Origin of the sequence: Pseudomonas sp. LAIL14HWK12:I7, from assembly GCF_000483465.1 — a bacterium.
In the GTDB taxonomy this organism is placed as follows: Bacteria; Pseudomonadota; Gammaproteobacteria; order Pseudomonadales; family Pseudomonadaceae; genus Aquipseudomonas; species Aquipseudomonas kermanshahensis.
Map to the genome: position 1 here is coordinate 1 of NZ_KI519607.1, position 18,523 is coordinate 18,523.

Annotated in this window: 22 protein-coding genes; 13 read left to right on the top strand and 9 right to left on the bottom strand. The window is 62.3% G+C overall.

What is annotated here, in order from left to right; genetic code table 11:
* Window positions 1-180: 180 nt before the first annotated feature.
* Together rhtA and D886_RS0125185 are read left to right on the top strand one after the other, a co-directional pair.
* The gene (gene rhtA, locus D886_RS0125180) at window positions 181-1,068 is read left to right on the top strand and encodes a threonine/homoserine exporter RhtA (protein WP_027596535.1); all 888 of its coding nucleotides are present in this window, start codon (window positions 181-183) and stop codon (window positions 1,066-1,068) included.
* A 190-nt stretch (window positions 1,069-1,258) separates the two neighbouring features.
* Window positions 1,259-1,540, top strand: coding sequence for a hypothetical protein (locus tag D886_RS0125185; RefSeq protein WP_027596536.1), 282 nt, complete (start codon window positions 1,259-1,261; stop codon window positions 1,538-1,540).
* A 55-nt stretch (window positions 1,541-1,595) separates the two neighbouring features.
* On the opposite strand, the gene D886_RS0125190 is transcribed toward D886_RS0125185, so the two are convergent.
* Window positions 1,596-3,407: an aminopeptidase P family protein gene (locus D886_RS0125190; RefSeq protein ID WP_027596537.1), complete on the bottom strand. Its 1,812-nt coding sequence runs from the start codon at window positions 3,405-3,407 to the stop codon at window positions 1,596-1,598.
* Window positions 3,408-3,634: 227 nt separating this feature from the next.
* Here D886_RS0125190 and D886_RS0125195 point away from each other — a divergent pair, with 227 nt between their 5' ends.
* Window positions 3,635-4,747 carry a DUF3182 family protein gene (locus tag D886_RS0125195; protein ID WP_027596538.1) on the top strand — a complete coding sequence of 371 codons (1,113 nt, stop codon included), beginning with the start codon at window positions 3,635-3,637 and terminating at the stop codon, window positions 4,745-4,747.
* Complete coding sequence (locus D886_RS0125200) at window positions 4,731-5,501, top strand: S9 family peptidase (RefSeq protein WP_027596539.1); 771 nt, start codon at window positions 4,731-4,733, stop codon at window positions 5,499-5,501. The genes D886_RS0125195 and D886_RS0125200 overlap by 17 nt, the downstream gene beginning before the upstream one ends.
* On the opposite strand, the gene D886_RS0125205 is transcribed toward D886_RS0125200, so the two are convergent.
* Window positions 5,498-5,860: an antibiotic biosynthesis monooxygenase gene (locus D886_RS0125205; RefSeq protein WP_027596540.1), complete on the bottom strand. Its 363-nt coding sequence runs from the start codon at window positions 5,858-5,860 to the stop codon at window positions 5,498-5,500. The genes D886_RS0125200 and D886_RS0125205 overlap by 4 nt on opposite strands.
* A gap of 107 nt (window positions 5,861-5,967) precedes the next feature.
* A complete protein-coding gene (locus D886_RS0125210; RefSeq protein ID WP_027596541.1) occupies window positions 5,968-6,951 on the bottom strand; it encodes a GlxA family transcriptional regulator in 984 nt (327 codons plus the stop codon).
* Window positions 6,952-7,033: 82 nt separating this feature from the next.
* Here D886_RS0125210 and D886_RS0125215 point away from each other — a divergent pair, with 82 nt between their 5' ends.
* On the top strand, window positions 7,034-7,582 hold the full coding sequence (locus tag D886_RS0125215; protein ID WP_027596542.1) for a cysteine hydrolase family protein: 549 nt from the start codon (window positions 7,034-7,036) through the stop codon (window positions 7,580-7,582).
* A gap of 25 nt (window positions 7,583-7,607) precedes the next feature.
* On the opposite strand, the gene D886_RS0125220 is transcribed toward D886_RS0125215, so the two are convergent.
* On the bottom strand, window positions 7,608-8,171 hold the full coding sequence (locus tag D886_RS0125220) for a helix-turn-helix domain-containing protein (protein WP_027596543.1): 564 nt from the start codon (window positions 8,169-8,171) through the stop codon (window positions 7,608-7,610).
* Window positions 8,172-8,254: 83 nt separating this feature from the next.
* On the opposite strand from D886_RS0125220, the gene D886_RS0125225 reads away from it, so the two are divergent.
* The 7 genes from D886_RS0125225 to D886_RS0125255 all read left to right on the top strand — a co-directional run bounded on the left by D886_RS0125225 (window position 8,255) and on the right by D886_RS0125255 (window position 15,413).
* A complete protein-coding gene (locus D886_RS0125225) occupies window positions 8,255-9,205 on the top strand; it encodes a DMT family transporter (RefSeq protein ID WP_027596544.1) in 951 nt (316 codons plus the stop codon).
* Window positions 9,206-9,355: 150 nt separating this feature from the next.
* Window positions 9,356-12,271, top strand: a complete 2,916-nt coding sequence (locus tag D886_RS0125230) for a monovalent cation/H+ antiporter subunit A (RefSeq protein WP_027596545.1) — start codon at window positions 9,356-9,358, stop codon at window positions 12,269-12,271.
* Window positions 12,271-12,615, top strand: a complete 345-nt coding sequence (locus D886_RS0125235; protein ID WP_003250128.1) for a Na+/H+ antiporter subunit C — start codon at window positions 12,271-12,273, stop codon at window positions 12,613-12,615. Before D886_RS0125230 ends, D886_RS0125235 begins: the two co-directional genes overlap by 1 nt.
* A complete protein-coding gene (locus tag D886_RS0125240; protein WP_027596546.1) occupies window positions 12,612-14,291 on the top strand; it encodes a monovalent cation/H+ antiporter subunit D in 1,680 nt (559 codons plus the stop codon). Before D886_RS0125235 ends, D886_RS0125240 begins: the two co-directional genes overlap by 4 nt.
* Window positions 14,288-14,776, top strand: a complete 489-nt coding sequence (locus D886_RS0125245) for a Na+/H+ antiporter subunit E (protein WP_027596547.1) — start codon at window positions 14,288-14,290, stop codon at window positions 14,774-14,776. Before D886_RS0125240 ends, D886_RS0125245 begins: the two co-directional genes overlap by 4 nt.
* Entirely contained in the window at window positions 14,773-15,051 is a 279-nt protein-coding gene (locus D886_RS0125250) for a K+/H+ antiporter subunit F (protein WP_003259015.1), read from the top strand. Before D886_RS0125245 ends, D886_RS0125250 begins: the two co-directional genes overlap by 4 nt.
* Window positions 15,048-15,413, top strand: a complete 366-nt coding sequence (locus D886_RS0125255) for a Na+/H+ antiporter subunit G (protein WP_027596548.1) — start codon at window positions 15,048-15,050, stop codon at window positions 15,411-15,413. Before D886_RS0125250 ends, D886_RS0125255 begins: the two co-directional genes overlap by 4 nt.
* A 12-nt stretch (window positions 15,414-15,425) precedes the next feature.
* Here the strand turns inward: D886_RS0125255 and D886_RS0125260 are convergent, their stop codons facing one another.
* Together D886_RS0125260 and D886_RS0125265 are read right to left on the bottom strand one after the other, a co-directional pair.
* The gene (locus D886_RS0125260; RefSeq protein WP_027596549.1) at window positions 15,426-15,638 is read right to left on the bottom strand and encodes a hypothetical protein; all 213 of its coding nucleotides are present in this window, start codon (window positions 15,636-15,638) and stop codon (window positions 15,426-15,428) included.
* Entirely contained in the window at window positions 15,635-16,105 is a 471-nt protein-coding gene (locus D886_RS0125265) for a hypothetical protein (RefSeq protein ID WP_027596550.1), read from the bottom strand. The genes D886_RS0125260 and D886_RS0125265 overlap by 4 nt, the downstream gene beginning before the upstream one ends.
* A 306-nt stretch (window positions 16,106-16,411) precedes the next feature.
* On the opposite strand from D886_RS0125265, the gene D886_RS28135 reads away from it, so the two are divergent.
* Entirely contained in the window at window positions 16,412-16,609 is a 198-nt protein-coding gene (locus tag D886_RS28135) for a hypothetical protein (RefSeq protein WP_081717569.1), read from the top strand.
* A gap of 6 nt (window positions 16,610-16,615) precedes the next feature.
* On the opposite strand, the gene D886_RS0125270 is transcribed toward D886_RS28135, so the two are convergent.
* From D886_RS0125270 to D886_RS0125280, 3 genes are all read right to left on the bottom strand, one after another.
* Window positions 16,616-16,810: a hypothetical protein gene (locus D886_RS0125270; protein ID WP_027596551.1), complete on the bottom strand. Its 195-nt coding sequence runs from the start codon at window positions 16,808-16,810 to the stop codon at window positions 16,616-16,618.
* Between the two features lie 181 nt (window positions 16,811-16,991).
* Entirely contained in the window at window positions 16,992-17,396 is a 405-nt protein-coding gene (locus D886_RS0125275; protein WP_027596552.1) for a TraR/DksA C4-type zinc finger protein, read from the bottom strand.
* A gap of 344 nt (window positions 17,397-17,740) precedes the next feature.
* Window positions 17,741-18,514 (bottom strand): enoyl-CoA hydratase, encoded by a 774-nt coding sequence (locus D886_RS0125280; RefSeq protein ID WP_027596553.1) that lies wholly within the window; start codon window positions 18,512-18,514, stop codon window positions 17,741-17,743.
* Between the last annotated feature and the right edge of the window lie 9 nt (window positions 18,515-18,523).

Below are 18,523 nucleotides of genomic sequence, written 5' to 3' on the forward strand. Positions count from 1 at the left end.
GATTAACTCGTTGATACTCAAGGAGTTTCTCGTTCCAATCACGCTGGAAGTGGGGCGCATTATAAGGGGATTCGAAACCCCGTCAACCTTTAATTTCAAAAGCGTGACATCTTGCCCTCTGCCCACGTAAGTGCGCACTATAGTGCACACCCCTACCCGCCCAAGGATCGCCGCGCAGAGATGAACACCCAACCCCGCAGCCTGGCCGCCACCCTCTTCCCTATCGGCCTGCTGCTGATCGCCATGGCATCCATACAGTCCGGTGCGTCACTGGCCAAAAGCATGTTCCCCATCATCGGCGCCCAAGGCACCACAGCCCTGCGCCTGATCTTCGCCAGTATCATCATGCTGCTCATACTGCGCCCATGGCGCGTCCGCATGACCGCCACCACTCTGCGCAATGTCATCATCTATGGCATGGCACTTGGGGGCATGAACTTCCTCTTCTATATGGCACTACAAACAGTACCTATCGGTATCGCCGTGGCACTGGAGTTCACGGGGCCACTGGCGGTGGCGATCTTCTCCTCGCGCCGCCCTATCGACTTTCTCTGGATCGCGATGGCGATCGCCGGGCTTCTACTGTTGCTGCCAGCGGGCGATGGCGGCCAGGCTCTGGACCCGGTAGGCGCGGCGTATGCCTTGGGTGCGGGGGTGTGCTGGGCGCTGTATATCCTGTTCGGGCAACGCGCCGGCGCCGAGCACGGCATCCAGAGCGCCGCCCTCGGCGTCGTGGTCGCCGCGCTGTTCGTTGCCCCGATCGGGGTGATTCATGCCGGCAGCGCACTGCTCACCCCAGCGGTCATTCCGATGGCACTGGGTGTCGCGATACTGTCCACCGCCCTGCCCTATAGCCTGGAAATGGTTGCCCTGACCCGCATGCCTGCACGCACCTTCGGCACCCTGATGAGCATCGAGCCGGCGTTTGGCGCACTTTCAGGCCTTCTGTTCCTCGGCGAGGTATTGAGCACCACCCAATGGCTCGCGATTCTCGCCATCATCGTCGCGTCGGTAGGCACCACGCTGTCGATGCGCCAGACGCCAACCCCACCCGTCGCCGCAGACTGATATGAGAACTATTTTCATTTGAGACGGGATTAGTGATTGTAGCGGCCCGTCTCGCTGATTAAGCTGTCACACAGAATCAATCACTTTACGCGATCTGGTGGACCGAAGACGGACGCTGGGGATTTTCAGGAAGACAGCAGTGACAACGACAGGGCCCGACAAATGATCCGCCCTGCATTTAAGGAAGGGAATGAAACGTATTTTGCTCATTCTGGCCATTTTGGCTATTGCTGGATGTGCCGCCACGGCCAAGACTGAGGTCAAAAAGGGGAAGAAAGGCCTGCATATCAATTGCTCCGGCCTCTCCTCATCGTGGGATAACTGCTACAGCAAGGCCGCCACCTCCTGTAGCACCCGCGGTTACAAAGTCATTGCTCGCTCCGGCGATACCGACGAAGAGCAAGGCGATTACCTGTTCGGTATCAATCCAGCTGGCTATACCAGCCGCAGCATGATCGTCATCTGCAAGTGATGACTACCAGGCATTGAGTTCAAAGGGGCAGCGCGAGCGCTGCCCTTTTTATTCGTCATCGCAGCGGCGCGGTACGCGCCTGCAGCCATGCCAGCGCCTCGCCCTTCAACAGCGGCGCAAGACGCTCATGCACACTCGCGTGGTAACCGTTCAGCCACGCCAACTCTTCCTTGGCAAGCAACTCGGGCAACAGGCAGCGTGTGTCGATCGGGCAAAGCGTCAAGGTCTCGAAGTTCAGGAAATCGCCGAACACACTCTTGCCCGCTTCCCGGCTAACCACCAGGTTCTCAATGCGCACGCCCCACTCACGCGGCCGGTAAGTACCCGGCTCGATCGAACTGATCATGCCCGCCTGCATGGCCGTTTGGGGCGCGGGCGCCGCCTGATAGGCAATCACCTGCGGCCCTTCGTGTACGTTCATGAAGTAACCCACGCCATGGCCGGTGCCGTGGCCATAGTCCACCTGATCGGCCCAGATCGGTGCCCGGGCAATGGCATCGAGCAGCGGCGAGAGGATCCCGCGGGGGAAGGTGGCGCGCGATAGCGCAATCATGCCCTTGAGCACACGCGTGCAATCCTGCTTCTGCTCAAGCGTAGGGTTACCCACCGGCACCATCCGAGTAATGTCGGTAGTCCCCCCCAGGTACTGCCCCCCGGAATCGATCAGCAGTAAACCGTCACCTTCGATGATGGCATGCGACTGCTCGGTGGCGCGGTAATGAGGCATCGCGCCATTGCCATTAAAGGCGGCAATGGTCGAGAAACTCAACGACACGAAGTCTGGACGGCGGGCACGGGCGGCGCTCAATCGCTCATCGACCGTCAGCTCGGTAATGACCTCATGGCCCAGAGACGCCTCGAACCAGGCGAAAAATTCGCACAAGGCGGCGCCATCCTGCTCCATGGCCCGGCGAATATGCACAAGATCATCCTCACCCTTGCACGACTTGCTCAGCGTGGTGGGGTTAACCCCCTCGACCAGCTCAACGCCTGAGGGCAGGTTTTCCAGCAGACCGCAGGTGACACGCGCCGGGTCGACCATCAGGCGACTGCCTGAAGGCACGGCGCCCAGGGCCTGACCGATTTCGGCATAGTCACGTACCTCAATGCCATCAACCGCCAACACTTGGCGCAGATGCTCATCGACCTTGTCCTGGCCCACGAACACCGTCGCCTGCTGCTGACTGATCAGGGCAAAGGAAACAAACACCGGGTTGTAGGACACATCACTGCCACGCAGATTGAAGAGCCAGGCGATGTCATCCAGGGTGGCTATGAAATGCCAGTCAGCGCCTTTGGCCTTCAAAGCCTCACGCAACTGGGCGAGTTTGTCTGCCCGGTTCTGCGTGGCATGCGGCGGCAAGTGTTGGTAGACCGGGTTGCTCGGCAGCGACGGGCGCCCCTCCCAAACCTTGCCAAGCACGTCCTTGTCCGTCACCAGCCGCACATCCCGGGCCTTCAGACGCTCACCCAGCAAACGCGCCGACGCCAAGGCCATGACAGCACCGTCCACTGCCACGACACCCTGTGGCTCGACATGCTCACCCAGCCATTCCAGCGCGCCCGGTTTGCCTGGCAGCAGCTTCATCAGCTCGATGCCACTGCCTGCCAGCTCATGCTCGGCCTGCTCCCAATAGCGGCTGTCAACCCAGAGCCCGGCAAACCCCGCCGTGACCACCAGCGTGCCGACCGACCCCTGAAAACCGGACAACCATTGGCGCCCCTGCCAGAAACCAGGCAGATACTCGGAAAGATGAGGGTCGGCCGAGGGCACCAGCAGCGCATCGAACCCCTCTGCGGCCATGGCCTGACGCACCCGCGCCAGGCGCTCCGGCACAGCTTGCTCTATCGTGGTCTGAACGTTCATGCGCACTCCTGCGAAAACATCTCTACTGATTTCAGACTATCGATAATGGTACAGCCACCCCTGCCCTGCAATCACGGCGACCGGCCTGCGGCATGCATTGCCCATCACGCCCTCTGCAATCAGGACATTTCCTACAGCAGAACCAGGACCACCGATCACATCCTGCTGAACTTCCCAAAAACCCCGGCTTCACACCAAGTACATTCATTGCAGACAGGCCACCCCCTATGCCCGCTGCCGGTGACGCGAAAACCGCCGTTGTGCTGCTCGACACCCGCCAGCACACGCCTGACCATGAACATGCTGTACACCTCAAGCTTGCCGATGGCCTGGCGCAATTGCTGGGTTGCGCACACGTGCATCTCGACCCGCCCTCCACGCCCAGCGACCGCTACTACTACCTGCCGACCGAAACGCTGATCGACCCGCAGCGCCATGCAGCCTTGGGCATCCGCACCGAACAGGACCTGTTCGGCGGGCTGGTCGCTTTTCCTTATATGGCGACCAAGGCGATTTCCCACCCGCTGCCGGCCGCCGCCAGCTTCCCCCCAGGCTGGACCGACGCCTTCGCCCTCCAGGCCAGCGATGCCCTGCTGCGGGGCTACACCGTATTCAGCAAGGCCGACGCCCGCAATGCCGCACGCTTGCTCCTGCTCGATGGCCCTCTACGGATCAAGCCGGTGCTGGCCTGTGCCGGGCGGGGGCAGCAGGTCATCGACACACTGGATGCGCTGGAGCCGTTGCTGGCCGACATGGACGACCAAGACCTGGCCGTCTGGGGGTTGGTGCTCGAAGAAGACCTGAGCGAGGTGCAGACCTTCAGTGTTGGCCAAGTGCGTGTCGCCGGCCTGACCTGTAGCTACCACGGCACTCAGCAACTGACGCACGACCACCAGGGCACAGAGGTCTATGGCGGCTCCGATCTGGTCGTAGTGCGCGGTGATTACCAGGCGTTGCTGCAACTGCCGTTGGAAGACCACCTGCGCCTGGCGATCAACCAAGCCATGGTCTACGAACGTGCCGCAGAGCAGCACTTCCCAGGCTTCGTGGCGTCAAGACGTAACTACGACATTGCCCGCGGCACCACCGCCCAAGGCCATGTACGCAGCGGCGTGCTTGAACAATCCTGGCGTCTGGGCGGTGCCAGCAGTGCAGAACTGCTGGCCCTGCAGGCCTTCGCCGCTGAGCCGACACTGCAGCGGGTGCGTGCTTCGACCCATGAAGTGTTCGGCACGCCCGACCTGCCCACTGACGCCACCCTCTTCTACCAAGGAATCGACAGTGAACTCGGACAATTCAGCAAATTTGCGCGGATTCGCGAACATGAGCATTCAGAGTGAGACCATTGAGCTGCACGTCGAGAACGACAGCATCGTCGGCACCCTGGTCAGCCCTGGCAGCAAGATGCCCGGCATACTCTTCGTCCACGGCTGGGGCGGTAGCCAGCAACGCGACCTGGCCCGCGCCCGGCACATTACCGGGCTGGGGTGCGTGTGCATGACCTTCGACTTGCGCGGGCATGAAAAGACCGAAAGCCAACGCCTGACCGTCACCCGCGAACAGAACCTCAACGACCTGCTGGCAGCCTACGACCGCCTGGTCAGCCACCCGAACGTGGACAGCAATGCCATCGCCATCATTGGCAGCAGCTATGGCGGTTACCTGGCCACCTTGTTGACGCGGTTGCGGCCAGTACGGTGGCTGGCAATGCGGGTGCCTGCCCTGTACTGGGACGATGAGTGGGACACCCCCAAGCAAACCCTTGATCGGCAGCGGCTGAACGCCTACCGCCAGCGCCAGCTTGGCCCGGCGGACAATCGCGCACTGGCCGCGTGCGCCGAATTCGGCGGCGATGTGTTACTGGTGGAGTCCGAGCATGATGACTATGTACCCCACAGCACACTGATGAGCTACCGCTCGGCATTCATCAGCGCCCATTCGCTGACCCACCGCATCGTCGACGGAGCCGACCACGCCTTGTCCAGCGAAGCAAGCCAGAAAGCCTACAGCTCGATCCTCACGTCATGGGTCAGCGAGATGGTCATTGGCGCACGCCTGGACCGCTACCCACACTACGCGCCCTGGTATGCCTAAGGCTCACCGACCTGGCAGTGCAGGCCACCGTCGGCATTGCGGACCAGGCTGCGCAATGTCTGGTAGGCCGCGAAGTTGACGCCCCGCGCCTGATGCTGGCACAGCAGGTCGAGAAAGGGTTCTTCAACGAAATGGTCGGCGGCCGCCGCCCATGCCTGGCGCGATTGCCACTGCAGGTACTGGAGAACCCGGCTGCCATCGTCACTGGCCTGGATGCTCACGCCCTGCAAGCCCTCACAACCTGCGGCCAACGCTTCGCTGCGCACCACCAGGGCCTGGGCCAGCGCCACTTGCTGCAGCGCAGGCACTTCGTATTCGATCATCTGGGTAAACCACAGAGAATGAGGCGTAGCCGTCATGAAAAGTCTCCTTGCTCCGGACGCCAATGGCGTGATGCTGAGCAGGGTAAAACCTCAAGTTAAGTCCAGGTCAAGTGTTTTTTGCTGCCGCACGAGCGGCCGCTGGTTCAACCTGAAACCGCAAAGCGTCGTCGATATTCACTGGGCGTCAAACCGGTGATGCGCTGAAACACTTTGCGAAAAGCGCCCGGGTCCTGATAACCCACACCCCAGGCAATTTGTTCGACATTGCGCCGGGTAAATTCCAGCAACCGACAGGCGCGCCCTACCCGTACTTGCTGGCAATACTCGGTCGGGCGTAAACCGGTGGCAGCTCGAAAGCGCCGTAGAAAGGTCCGCTCCTCAAGGCCTGCACAAGCGGCCATGGCGGCCAGGTCGGCATCCTGCCCACCATTGCCCTGTAACCAGTGCTGCACTTTGAGCACTGCCTCATCGCCATGGTCCAGGCGGGGGTTGAACAATGCCCCCGGCAACGGCGCCACCACGGGTTCGACAGCCAGGTAGCGAGCTGTCTCGCGCGCCACCGTCGCCCCCATAAACCGCTCCAGCAGGCGCAGGCCCAGCTCGGTCCAGGCCATCAGCCCGGCCGACGTCATGATGTCACCGTCGTCCAGCAGCGGCTGGTTCGCCTCCACCTGCACCAGGGGAAAACGCTGTGCAAGCGCTTGCACGTAGTTCCAGTGGGTACAGGCCGGGCGCCCGTCGAGCAGCCCACTGGCCGCGATGAAAAACACGCCGATGCACACCGACGCCAGCACCGTGCCGCGCCCGTGGAGCTGATTCAAGGGCAGGCGATGGCGCGCAAGCAGCTCAGCGTGTGGCGCCGAGTCCAGGCTTGGCGGAATGATCATCACCCTCAGCGCCGTGGCCGCCTCAGAGCCGCTATCCTCAACCCACTGCAACAACCCCGCTTCATCGACCTGCCAGTGGCTGACGCGGATCTGCGGCAGCTCGACAGCGCCCAACTCGGCGGCAACCCGGTTGGCCACCGTGAACAGGTCGGTCAGGCCATGCACGGCCGCGCGCTGCGCACCTGGGTAAAGCAGCAGGCCGATGTCCAGGCGCGCAGGGTTGTCAGTTTTTGCCCTCATTGTGTCGGTCGTGCCAATCCTCAGGTCGAAGCGCACAGCCTATAACTATCGTCATTCAACGACCACTGCCGCAGGAGGCAACATGAGCAAGCAAGCGCTGATCATCATCGACATCCAGAACGACTATTTCCCCGGTGGCAAATGGACCCTCGACGGCGCAGACCAGGCAGCCGACAACGCCGCCCGGCTGTTGGCAGCCGCGCGTGAGCGGGGCGACCTGGTGGTGCATGTGCGGCATGAGTTCGAAAGTGCCGATGCGCCGTTCTTCGCACCGGGCTCCCCCGGCGCGGCCATCCACGCCAAGGTGCAACCCAAGGCGGGCGAGCCGGTGGTGCTCAAGCACAAGGTCAATGCGTTTCTCGGGACCGACCTCAAGCACACGCTGGACCAGCAAGGGATTGAGGCACTGACCATCGTCGGCAGCATGAGCCACATGTGCATCGATGCAGCGACCCGCGCCGCCGCCGATTATGGCTACGACGTGACCGTGGCTCACGACGCCTGCGCGACCTTGCCGCTGGCGTTCGATGGCAAACAGGTGCCGGCGGCCCATGTTCACGACTCGGCAATGGCGGCCCTGGCGTTTGCCTACGCCAAGGTGGTGAAGACCGATGAGCTGCTCGGCAAATGATCGCGCCCCGCCTTTAAGGCGAGTGTCAGATCACCACATTGCGCACAAACCGCACCGCCACGGCGCCATCGTTGCGGTAGGCGTAGCGACAGTTGCTGGGGAAGACATGAAACTGGCCAACCTGCAGGCAATACTCGGCCTGCTCGATGACTAATGTGAGCTGCCCTTCGGCCACATAGATCTGTTCGCTCCAGCCATCGGCATCGGCCTCGCTGACATAGCACTCGCCCGGTGCCAGGGTCCACTCCCAGAGTTCGACCTCACGCCGGGCGGTGCTGCTACCCAGCAGCACTGCCTTGCTTTGCGGGTGCTCACCGGCCCAGGCCAGTTCGTCGATGCGGCTGGGATCCCGCCGCTCGGGCGCCTGGATCAACGTACTGAACGCCACACTCAAGGCCTCGGCGATCAAATCGAGCGTGGTAAGGCTGACATTCTTCTCACCCGCCTCGATCGCCACCAACATGCGTCGGCTGACGCCAGAACGCTCGGCCAAGGCAGACTGGCTCATACCCGCTGCGTGACGCAGGCTGCGTACGTTGAGGCTAACATGCTGTAACACCGATGCCCGGTGCGTGGAATTTTTGTGCACTGTATTGCTCGCTGATCGTGACTGCGCAGTATACTGCCCACTTTGCGCAGATTGTGCGCCGCCCCCTCCGAGTGCGCAAGACCATGAGCCAACCCACCTGCAAGCCCAATACACGCGTTTCTTTGCGCCTGAGCAAAGCCGAACTGATGCTGGTGTTCATCACCATGCTGTGGGGTGGCACCTTCTTGCTGGTACATAACGTGATGACGGTCAGCGGCCCGATGTTCTTCGTCGGCCTGCGCTTTGCTGCGGCGGCGTTGTTCGTTGGCGCGATCTCGGCACGCGCGCTGTCGGGGCTGACCTTTACCGAACTCAAGGCGGGCGTACTGATCGGCGTCTCGATCATGCTTGGCTACGGCTTGCAGACCATGGGCCTGCAAACCATCAGCAGCAGCCAGTCCGCGTTCATCACCGCGCTGTATGTACCCTTCGTGCCGTTGTTGCAATGGCTGGTGCTTGGCCGTCGCCCCGGCCTGATGCCGAGCGTCGGCATCTGCCTGGCATTCCTTGGCCTGATGTTGCTGGCAGGGCCGGAAGGCGGCAGCTTGCACTTCAGCGAAGGCGAGATGGTGACCCTGGTCAGCGCCATCGCCATCGCCGGCGAGATCATCCTGATCAGCCGCTATGCCGGCCAGGTCGATGTGCGCCGCGTGACCGTGGTGCAGCTGGCCACCGCGTCGTTGCTGTCATTCCTGATGATCGTGCCGACCCAGGAGCGCCTCCCCGACTTCTCCTGGCTGTTGGTGATGAGTGCGGTGGGGCTCGGCGCCATGAGCGCAGTGATCCAGCTGGCCATGAACTGGGCACAAAAGTCCGTTTCACCCACCCGCGCCACGCTGATCTATGCGGGCGAGCCTGTGTGGGCCGGGATCGTTGGGCGCATCGCCGGCGAGCGTCTGCCCGGTGTGGCGTTGATTGGCGGGCTGCTGATCGTGATCGCCGTGGTGGTCAGCGAATTGAAGGTGCGCCGCCCCCGCGAAAGCGCCACAACGCGCGAAGCGCAGGATGAAGCCGAACACCAAACAGGCCTGTAAACCGGCCAACTCCAGCTATGCTTTGTAAAAAACTGTTATAAAAAAATACCTTGTAACACCGTATTTGTACGATTCTGCGACAGCTTGCGTGTTGGTGATCAACTGCTCGGCACGTATGATCCTTGGCAAACCTCTCCAGAATAGAACGCTATGTCCTTGATAGTGCTATTGCTTCTGCCGTTCGTGGGCAGTTGCCTGGCAGCCGTGCTGCCGCACAACGCACGAAACGCCGAGTCCATACTCGCCGGGCTTGTCGCCTTGGTCGGTACGGTCCAGGTAGCACTGCTGTACCCCCAAGTTGCCCATGGTGGCGTGATTCGCGAGGAATTCCTCTGGCTGCCCAGCCTAGGGTTGAACCTTGTATTGCGCATGGACGGCTTCGCCTGGCTGTTCTCGCTGCTGGTACTGGGCATCGGCACACTGGTGTCGCTGTACGCCCGCTACTACATGTCGCCGCAGGATCCGGTACCGCGCTTCTTCGCCTTCTTCCTCGCGTTCATGGGCGCCATGCTGGGCCTGGTGATCTCCGGCAACCTGATCCAGCTGGTGTTCTTCTGGGAGCTGACCAGCCTGTTCTCGTTCCTGCTGATCGGCTATTGGCACCACCGCGCCGACGCCCGCCGCGGCGCCTACATGGCGCTGATGGTCACCGGTGCCGGCGGCCTGTGCTTGCTGGTCGGGGCGCTACTACTGGGCCATGTGGTCGGCAGCTACGACCTGGACAAGGTCCTGGCTGCCGGCGACCTCATCCGCCAGCACGCACTGTACCCAGTGCTGCTGCCTTTGATCCTGATTGGCGCCTTGAGCAAGAGTGCGCAGTTCCCCTTCCAGTTCTGGCTGCCCCACGCGATGGCAGCACCTACGCCGGTCTCCGCCTATCTGCATTCGGCAACCATGGTCAAGGCCGGGGTGTTCCTGCTGGCGCGGCTTTGGCCTGTGCTGTCAGGCAGCGAGGAGTGGTTCTGGATCGTCGGCGGCGCCGGCGCCATCACGTTGCTGCTCGGCGCCTTCGCCGCGATGTTCCAGAACGACCTCAAGGGCCTGCTGGCCTACTCCACCATCAGCCACCTGGGCCTGATCACCCTGTTGCTAGGCCTCAATAGCCCACTGGCAGCGGTCGCCGCGGTGTTCCATATTCTCAACCATGCCACCTTCAAGGCCTCGCTGTTCATGGCCGCCGGCATCATCGACCACGAGAGCGGCACACGCGATATCCGACGGCTTAGCGGCCTGATCCGCCTGGTGCCCTACACCGCGACCCTGGCCATGGTAGCCAGCGCTTCGATGGCCGGCGTGCCGCTGATGAACGGCTTCCTGTCCAAAGAGATGTTCTTCGCCGAAACGGTATTCATCAGCTCCACCGCCTGGGTCGAAACCGCCCTACCGGTAATCGCCACCCTGGCCGGTACATTCAGCGTGGCCTACGCCCTGCGCTTCACGGTCGATGTGTTCTTCGGGCCACCCGCCCAGGACCTGCCCCATACCCCCCACGAACCGCCGCGCTGGATGCGTGCGCCGGTCGAGTTGCTGGTGCTCACCTGCCTGGTGGTCGGTATTTTCCCCGCGCAGTCGGTAGGCCCGCTGCTGGCGGCGGCAGCCCTGCCGGTGGTGGGCGGTACGTTACCGGAATACAGCCTGGCCATCTGGCACGGCTGGAATGCACCCTTGATCATGAGCCTGATCGCCATGAGCGGCGGGATCGTGCTGTACCTGCTGCTGCGCAAGCAGTTGCGCCTGGGGCGCTTCCCTTATCCGCCGCTGATCGAGCGCTTCAATGGCAAGCGCCTGTTCGAGCATGGCCAGGTCCACCTGATGCTGTTGGCCCGGCGAATCGAAAACCTGCTGACCACGCGCCGCCTGCAATCGCAGTTGTTCATGCTGGTGCTGGCGGCGTTTCTGGCCGGCCTCACGCCCATGCTCTACAGCGGCCTGACCTGGGGCGAGCGCCCGAAAATCCCGGGCTCCGGTGTATTCGTCGCACTCTGGCTGATCGCCATCGCCTGCGCCATCGGCGCCGCCTACCAAGCCAAGTATCACCGCCTGGCCGCCTTGATCATGGTCAGTGTCTGCGGCCTGATGACCTGCATCACCTTCGTCTGGTTCTCGGCGCCCGACCTGGCCCTGACTCAACTGGTTGTGGAAGTGGTCACCACCGTGCTGATCCTGCTCGGCCTGCGCTGGCTGCCGCGCCGTATCGAGGGCGTTTCGCCGCTGCCCGGCAGCCTGGAGCGCGCCCGCATGCGTCGCCTGCGCGACCTGTTGCTGGCAGTGCTGGTGGGCGGCGGCATGGCGGTTCTGTCCTATGCCATGCTGACCCGGCCGACCCCCAACGACATTTCTTCGTTCTACCTGAGCCGCGCCCTGCCCCAGGGCGGCGGCACCAATGTGGTCAATGTGATGCTGGTCGATTTCCGTGGCTTCGACACCCTCGGTGAAATCACCGTGCTGGTCGCCGTGGCCCTGACCGTATTCGCCCTGCTGCGACGCTTCCGCCCACCCAAAGAGAGCATGCAGCTGCCCGCCCAGCAACGCCAGCTGGCGCCCGACGTGGTCACTGACCTGATCAACCCGCGCCACGCTACGGACACCGCGCTGGGCTTCATGATGGTGCCCGCGGTGCTGGTGCGGCTGTTGCTGCCGATCGCCCTGCTGGTATCGATGTACCTGTTCATGCGCGGCCACAACCAGCCGGGCGGCGGCTTTGTCGCAGGCCTGGTGATGTCGGTGGCGTTCATCCTGCAGTACATGGTCGCCGGTACCCAGTGGGTCGAAGCGCAGATGAGCCTACGCCCACTGCGCTGGATGGGCACTGGCCTGCTCTGCGCGACCCTGACCGGGGTAGGCGCCATGCTGCTCGGCTACCCCTTCCTGACCACGCACACCGCCCACTTGCACCTGCCTGTGCTGGGTGATGTGCATGTGGCCAGCGCGCTGTTCTTCGACGTCGGCGTGTACACCGTGGTGGTCGGCTCGACCCTGCTGATCCTCACTGCCCTGGCGCACCAATCGGTGCGCGCCTACCGCCCGGGCAACCCGTCGAAATCCAGCCAAGCAGGAGCCGCCTGATGGAAGAAGTCATTGCAGTCGCCATCGGTGTACTGGCCGCCTCCGGGGTGTGGTTGATCCTGCGCCCACGAACCTACCAAGTGATCATGGGCCTGTGCCTGTTGTCGTACGGGGTCAACCTGTTCATCTTCAGCATGGGCAGCCTGTTCATCGGCAAGGAACCGATCATCAAGGACGGCGTCACCCAAGACTTACTGCACTACACCGACCCGCTGCCGCAAGCCTTGGTGCTCACCGCCATCGTCATCAGCTTCGCCATGACCGCGCTGTTTCTGGTCGTGCTGCTGGCCTCGCGCGGCTTGACCGGTACCGACCATGTCGATGGCCGGGAGCGTGACGAATGAGTGGTATGAGTCAACTGATCGTCGCGCCCATCCTGCTGCCCCTCATCACGGCGGCAATCATGCTGTTGCTGGGCGAGAAACACCGGCGGATCAAGGCGCGGCTTAACCTGCTGTCCACCTTCGCCGGCCTGGCCATCGCGGTCAGCCTGCTGCTGTGGGTCCGTACCCAGGGTCAAGCCGAATCGATCGGTGTCTACCTGCCGGGCAACTGGCCTGCACCGTTTGGCATCGTGCTGGTGGTGGACCACCTGTCTGCCTTGCTGCTGACCCTGACCGGCATCATCGGCTTCAGCGCCCTGCTGTTTGCCCGGGCCCGCTGGGACAGTGCCGGCGCCAGCTTCCACGCGCTGTTCCAAATCCAGCTGATGGGGCTGTACGGTGCCTTCCTGACCGCCGACCTGTTCAACCTGTTCGTGTTCTTCGAGGTGCTGCTGGCCGCATCCTACGGTTTGCTGCTGCATGGCTCGGGGCGTGCCAGGGTCAAGGCGGGCCTGCACTATATCGCCATCAACCTGTTCGCTTCGTCGTTGTTCCTGGTGGGCGCGGCGATGCTCTATGGCGTGACAGGCACCCTGAACATGGCCGACCTTGCGCTGAAGATCCCGCTGGTGCCAGAGGCCGACCGAGGCCTGCTGCATGCGGGCGCCGCAATCCTCGCCATGGCGTTTCTGGCCAAGGCCGGTATCTGGCCGCTGAATTTCTGGCTGGTGCCGGCCTACGCTTCGGCCAGCGCACCGGTTGCCGCGCTGTTCGCGATCATGACCAAGGTCGGCCTGTATGCCGTGCTGCGCCTGTGGACGCTGCTCTTCTCCGGGCAGGCCGGCGCCTCCGCGCAGTTTGGCGGCGAGTGGCTGGTGTACGGGGGGCTGGTCACACTGGCTGTGGCCGCGGTCTCGATACTGGCCGCACAGCGCCTGGAACGCATGGCTGCCCTGAGCATCCTGGTGTCCGCCGGCACCCTGCTCGCGGCCGTTGGCTTTGCTCAGCCGGCGTTAACGGGTGCGGCCTTGTTCTACCTGGTCAACTCGACCCTGGCGTTGTGCGCGTTGTTCCTGCTCGCCGAACTGGTCGAGCGCTCGCGCTCAGCCAATGAAGCGCCGCTGGATGACGAAGAAGATGCCATGCCTTCGCCCCTGGAATCGCTGCACCCACCCAAGGGCATCAACCTCGATGACGAACAAAAGGTGGTGATCGGCCAGATCATCCCCTGGACCATGGCCTTCCTCGGCCTAAGCTTCATCGCCTGCGCGCTGCTGATCATCGGCATGCCACCACTGTCGGGCTTCGTCGGCAAACTCAACCTGATCAACGCGCTGTTCAACCCGTTGGGGCTGGGTATAGCGCCGGAGCAACCGCTGACAGCGGCAGGTTGGGGCCTGGTGGCACTGCTGGTGCTGTCCGGCATGGCGTCGTTGATCGCCTTCGGCCGCGTGGGCATCCAGCGTTTCTGGAAGCCCGAAGAGCGCCCCTCGCCGCTGCTGCGTCGTTATGAATGCCTGCCAATCGTCATCCTGCTGGGCCTGTGCATCATCCTCAGCCTCAAGGCCGAGCCGCTGCTGCGCTACACCCAGGACACGGCGGCCAGCCTGCAGGCACCCGATACCTACATCAAAGCGGTGATGGCCGCTCGGCCCATTCCCGGCCCCACCTCCCTCGACGTGGAGGTGCTGCCATGAAGCGCCTGTTTCCCGCCCCACTGCTGTCGGTCTCGCTGTTCGGCCTGTGGTTGCTGCTGAACCTGTCGGTCAGCGCCGGCAACCTGCTGCTGGGTGCCATCCTCGGCATTTTTGCGCCTCTGTTGATGGCCCCCCTACGCCCTCAGCACGCCCATGTGCAGCGGCCTTGGGTAATTGCCAAGTTGATTGGCCGGGTCGGCCTGGATGTGATCGTGTCCAACCTGCTGGTGGCCCGTGGCGTTCTGCGGGCGGGCAAGCAGCCGCCGCGCTCGGCATTCGTGCACATTCCGCTGGCCTTGCGCGATGCCCATGGCTTGGCTGCCCTGTCGATGATCACCACGGTGGTACCTGGCACGGTCTGGTCCGAACTGGCGCTGGACCGCAGTGTGCTGTTGCTGCATGTGTTCGACCTTGAGGATGAAGCCGCCTTCATCGAGCATTTCAAGCACACCTACGAACGCCCGCTGATGGAGATTTTCCAATGACAGGCCTGCTCGCCAACGCTGTACTCGCCAGCCTGTTCATCTTCGCCCTGGCCATGGCCTTGGCACTGATCCGGTTGTTCCGCGGCCCGTCCGCCCAGGACCGGGTGCTGGCACTGGACTACCTGTACATCCTGGCCATGCTGACGATGCTGGTGCTGGGGATCCGTTATGCCAGCGACACCTACTTCGAAGGTGCCCTGCTGATTGCACTGTTCGGCTTTGTCGGCTCGTTCGCCCTGGCCAAGTTCCTGCTACGTGGTGAGGTGATCGAATGACCGAAGCGCTACAACTGCCCTTCTGGCTTGAACTGGTCACCGCTGCGCTGCTGCTGATCGGCAGCCTGTTCGCCCTGATCGGTGCCGTGGGCCTGGTGCGCCTGAAGGATTACTTTCAGCGCATGCACCCACCCGCACTGGCCTCCACCATTGGCGCATGGTGTGTTGCCCTGGCCTCGATCATCTACTTTTCGTGGCTTAAAGAAGGGCCCGTTCTGCACGCCTGGCTGATCCCGATCCTGTTGTCGATCACGGTGCCGGTCACCACACTCTTGCTGGCCAGGGCTGCGCTGTTTCGCAAGCGGATGTCCAAAGAGGCGGTACCTGAAGAAGTCAGTAGCGGCAGCGACCGCGGCCATTGACCGGTTGCAGCCTCACCCCTGGCTGAGGCGCTGCAGCTCACGCCGCACCATGGCGGCATACGGTGGCGGGCTGAGTCGATAGAGCTCGCCTGCCACCCAGTTCAGCCAAGCGCCTTGCAGCGCTTCACGTTGGGCCAACAGCCGTTCGGCTTGCGCCAGCGCATCCGCCTGGTGCTGGTGATGAAACTCGGCACGCGACACAGGCGCGTTGTCGCGCTCGGTCATTCACTGGCCTTGAATGTGGTCAGCTCACCCTTGCGCCACTTCGCGACTTTGCCAGTCACTGCCTTGAGCAGCTTACCCAGCCCTTCCTGCACTTGCTGTTGCGCGGCAAAGACCAGCATCACGCCATTGCCTTCGCGCAACACGACGCCCTCGCCTTCAGGCACGGAAACAAAGGCGTAGTCGCCAACACCGTAGACATTGAACTTGATGTCTCGAAAGCGCATTTCCAGCTTGCCACCCTCGCGGCTGGGCAATACCGCAGCGCGGAAGTGATCGCCAACCTTCAGTTCCAGACGCTGTTTGTCATCGACCACCAATGCGCTTTCGGTGTCGATTTCGGCCATGTACAGGCCTTCAGGACTTTGTTCGGTGACATAAACAAAGCGGCCCTGGAACAGCTGGGCCAATTTACCGCGCAAATCGCCCAAGGCGAACAAGGCGTGGGTATCAAGTGTGCTGACTGCCAATGAAGTGATCCTCAATCGGTTACATCCCGCCCCCACACACGCTCGGTGAGGCACGGCCATTACATATCGATAGGCGAAAAGAGTAATAAAGCGATGCGCTGATGTCTGTATCCGCTGGCACTGCAGCCTGCAGGAATCTTTACTCTGGCTTGCCAGATATGGCCTAAGTGCAGGTTTTCGGCAAATTCCCAACGTGGGAAGCGTAATGCCTGACAACAAACCCGCCAGAAAAGATGCGATAGGTAGTTGCAGAGCGCTCGACAGAACGGGCTCTGAAATCCATCAGCGCATTACTGGGGAAGGAATATGCACGAAAACACCGAAATCCGTCGAGAGGCAAAGAACATTTCTTACATCGCCAGCACTCATGCAACGCCACGTTACGTTGTCATACCCGCAGGTGTCCGCTTCTTTCATGTCACCGAAAGCGCCACCGGCCGGGTCAAAGGGTTTCGCTGCCGGCATCAGGACGCGTGTGAACTGGCCCGCCATCTGGAGCAATGACGGCCGTCAGGCGGCCAGGCCTTTTCTGAGTTGCTGCATCCAGGCCGCCTGGCACTCCAAGGCCTCGTCACGGGTGGCGAACGCCGTGCCACGGCGCTCGCCATTGACCAGCACCACCCAACAAATACGCTTACCCAACGCCTGCAGAGTGGCAGGTACCCCCGAGCCAATCATCACGGCAACATCGACACGGCTATTCATCATCCCCTCCGGAATTTAATTAGCACCCTAACGATAAAGCCATGATACGCCTGCCTGCACGTCGGAAACAGCGCATCTCGGTACAGCAGTGTTACGCCACAGGCAACAAATCTGGGCCTATCACGCACAAACGCAAAAAGCCCCAGGGATTGCTCCGTGGGGCTTCACGCACTGCGCGCGATCAGACCTGGCGCTGGTGGCGGTCGAGCTGCTCGTGGCGTTCCTGAGCTTCGATGCAGTACTTGGTGGTCGGGCTGATCAGCAAACGCTTCAGGCCAATCGGCTCACCACTGTCATCGCACCAGCCGAAGCTCTCGTCAGCGATACGGTCCAACGCCATTTCAAGCTGTGGCAGCAAACGCTGGTCGCGGTCGATGGCATTGACCAACCAGCTACGCTCTTCTTCTACCGAAGCCACGTCAGCAGGGTCCGACGGAGTGTCCAGGCCCTCGATGGTGGCACGGCTCAACTCGATGCGCTCATGGGTTTCGACTTTCATCGACTGCAGCAGGCCAGTGAAGAAGGCGAGCTGATCAGCGTTCATGTAGTCATCGGCCGACATGGCCAGCAACTGTTCCTTGGTCATCGATTTCTCTATGAAAAATGTGCATTTGGGCGATTCGGGTGCCGCCGACGCCAGTGCATCGGCAGCGGAATTCTTCAAGCGCCAACCGGCACTCTTTTACAGGGGGCGGCAGTCTAAGGCGCCACGTCGCGTGGAGCAACTGCAATCGGAGGCGAATTTGATTCGATTGAGCAGAATCCGCTGGTCGGTGCTCGGGTGGCAGGGGGTACAGGCGCGTCTGGGCTGACAGGTGGCTGCCTTGGGTTATGCAGCGGCCATGAGATAGAGCGCCGCTCGCGCGGCGCTTCGCAGCACAAGGCTGCTCCTACATCTATTTCGGGCCAGTCACGCCTGTGAAGGCGGGATCAACGATCCTTGAACTGTGCCTCGCGCTTGGCGATAAAAGCGCTCATGCCTTCCTTCTGGTCTTCAGTGGCAAAGGCCGCATGGAACACCCGACGCTCGAAACGCACCCCCTCACTCAGGGTCACTTCAAAGGCCCGGTTGACACTTTCCTTGACCATCATGCTCACCGGGATCGACTTGCTGGCGATGGTCGCCGCCACCTTCAGGGCTTCTTCGACCAGCTCAGCCTGCGGTACCACACGCGCCACCAGCCCGGCACGTTCGGCCTCCTCGGCGCCCATCAAGCGCCCCGTCAGGCACAGTTCCATGGCCTTGGCCTTGCCCACCGCGCGGGTCAGCCGCTGGGTGCCGCCCATGCCCGGCAACACCCCAAGGTTGATCTCAGGCTGGCCGAACCGGGCATTGTCCGCTGCCAGAATGAAGTCGCACATCATCGCCAGCTCACACCCACCGCCCAGGGCAAAGCCCGATACCGCCGCAATGATCGGTTTGCGCCGATTGGCAATCCGGTCTGCGTCACTGAACAGGTCGTCGACGTAGATCTGAGGGTACTGGAGGTCGGCCATTTCCTTGATATCGGCACCTGCGGCAAAGGCCTTGGCCGAGCCGGTCAGCACCACGCAGCCGATGCTCGGGTCACGCTCGAGCTGGTCCAGGGCCTGGTTGATCTCGCCGACGATCTGAGCATTGAGCGCATTGAGCGCCTGCGGCCGGTTGAGGGTGATCAGGCCGACCTTGCCGTGGATGTCCAACAGGATGGTTTCGAATGCCATGCAGACTGC

Coding starts and splice junctions, on each gene's coding strand:
- D886_RS0125280 (WP_027596553.1), bottom strand. CDS start 18,514: ATGGCATTCGAAACCATCCTGTTGGACATCCACGGCAAGGTCGGCCTG.
- D886_RS0125200 (WP_027596539.1), top strand. CDS start 4,731: ATGAGCATTCAGAGTGAGACCATTGAGCTGCACGTCGAGAACGACAGC.
- D886_RS0125245 (WP_027596547.1), top strand. CDS start 14,288: ATGAAGCGCCTGTTTCCCGCCCCACTGCTGTCGGTCTCGCTGTTCGGC.
- D886_RS0125230 (WP_027596545.1), top strand. CDS start 9,356: ATGTCCTTGATAGTGCTATTGCTTCTGCCGTTCGTGGGCAGTTGCCTG.
- D886_RS0125260 (WP_027596549.1), bottom strand. CDS start 15,638: ATGACCGAGCGCGACAACGCGCCTGTGTCGCGTGCCGAGTTTCATCAC.
- D886_RS0125225 (WP_027596544.1), top strand. CDS start 8,255: ATGAGCCAACCCACCTGCAAGCCCAATACACGCGTTTCTTTGCGCCTG.
- D886_RS28135 (WP_081717569.1), top strand. CDS start 16,412: ATGCACGAAAACACCGAAATCCGTCGAGAGGCAAAGAACATTTCTTAC.
- D886_RS0125195 (WP_027596538.1), top strand. CDS start 3,635: ATGCCCGCTGCCGGTGACGCGAAAACCGCCGTTGTGCTGCTCGACACC.
- D886_RS0125270 (WP_027596551.1), bottom strand. CDS start 16,810: ATGAATAGCCGTGTCGATGTTGCCGTGATGATTGGCTCGGGGGTACCT.
- D886_RS0125240 (WP_027596546.1), top strand. CDS start 12,612: ATGAGTGGTATGAGTCAACTGATCGTCGCGCCCATCCTGCTGCCCCTC.
- D886_RS0125185 (WP_027596536.1), top strand. CDS start 1,259: ATGAAACGTATTTTGCTCATTCTGGCCATTTTGGCTATTGCTGGATGT.
- D886_RS0125190 (WP_027596537.1), bottom strand. CDS start 3,407: ATGAACGTTCAGACCACGATAGAGCAAGCTGTGCCGGAGCGCCTGGCG.
- D886_RS0125255 (WP_027596548.1), top strand. CDS start 15,048: ATGACCGAAGCGCTACAACTGCCCTTCTGGCTTGAACTGGTCACCGCT.
- D886_RS0125205 (WP_027596540.1), bottom strand. CDS start 5,860: ATGACGGCTACGCCTCATTCTCTGTGGTTTACCCAGATGATCGAATAC.
- rhtA (WP_027596535.1), top strand. CDS start 181: ATGAACACCCAACCCCGCAGCCTGGCCGCCACCCTCTTCCCTATCGGC.
- D886_RS0125250 (WP_003259015.1), top strand. CDS start 14,773: ATGACAGGCCTGCTCGCCAACGCTGTACTCGCCAGCCTGTTCATCTTC.
- D886_RS0125275 (WP_027596552.1), bottom strand. CDS start 17,396: ATGACCAAGGAACAGTTGCTGGCCATGTCGGCCGATGACTACATGAAC.
- D886_RS0125210 (WP_027596541.1), bottom strand. CDS start 6,951: ATGAGGGCAAAAACTGACAACCCTGCGCGCCTGGACATCGGCCTGCTG.
- D886_RS0125235 (WP_003250128.1), top strand. CDS start 12,271: ATGGAAGAAGTCATTGCAGTCGCCATCGGTGTACTGGCCGCCTCCGGG.
- D886_RS0125215 (WP_027596542.1), top strand. CDS start 7,034: ATGAGCAAGCAAGCGCTGATCATCATCGACATCCAGAACGACTATTTC.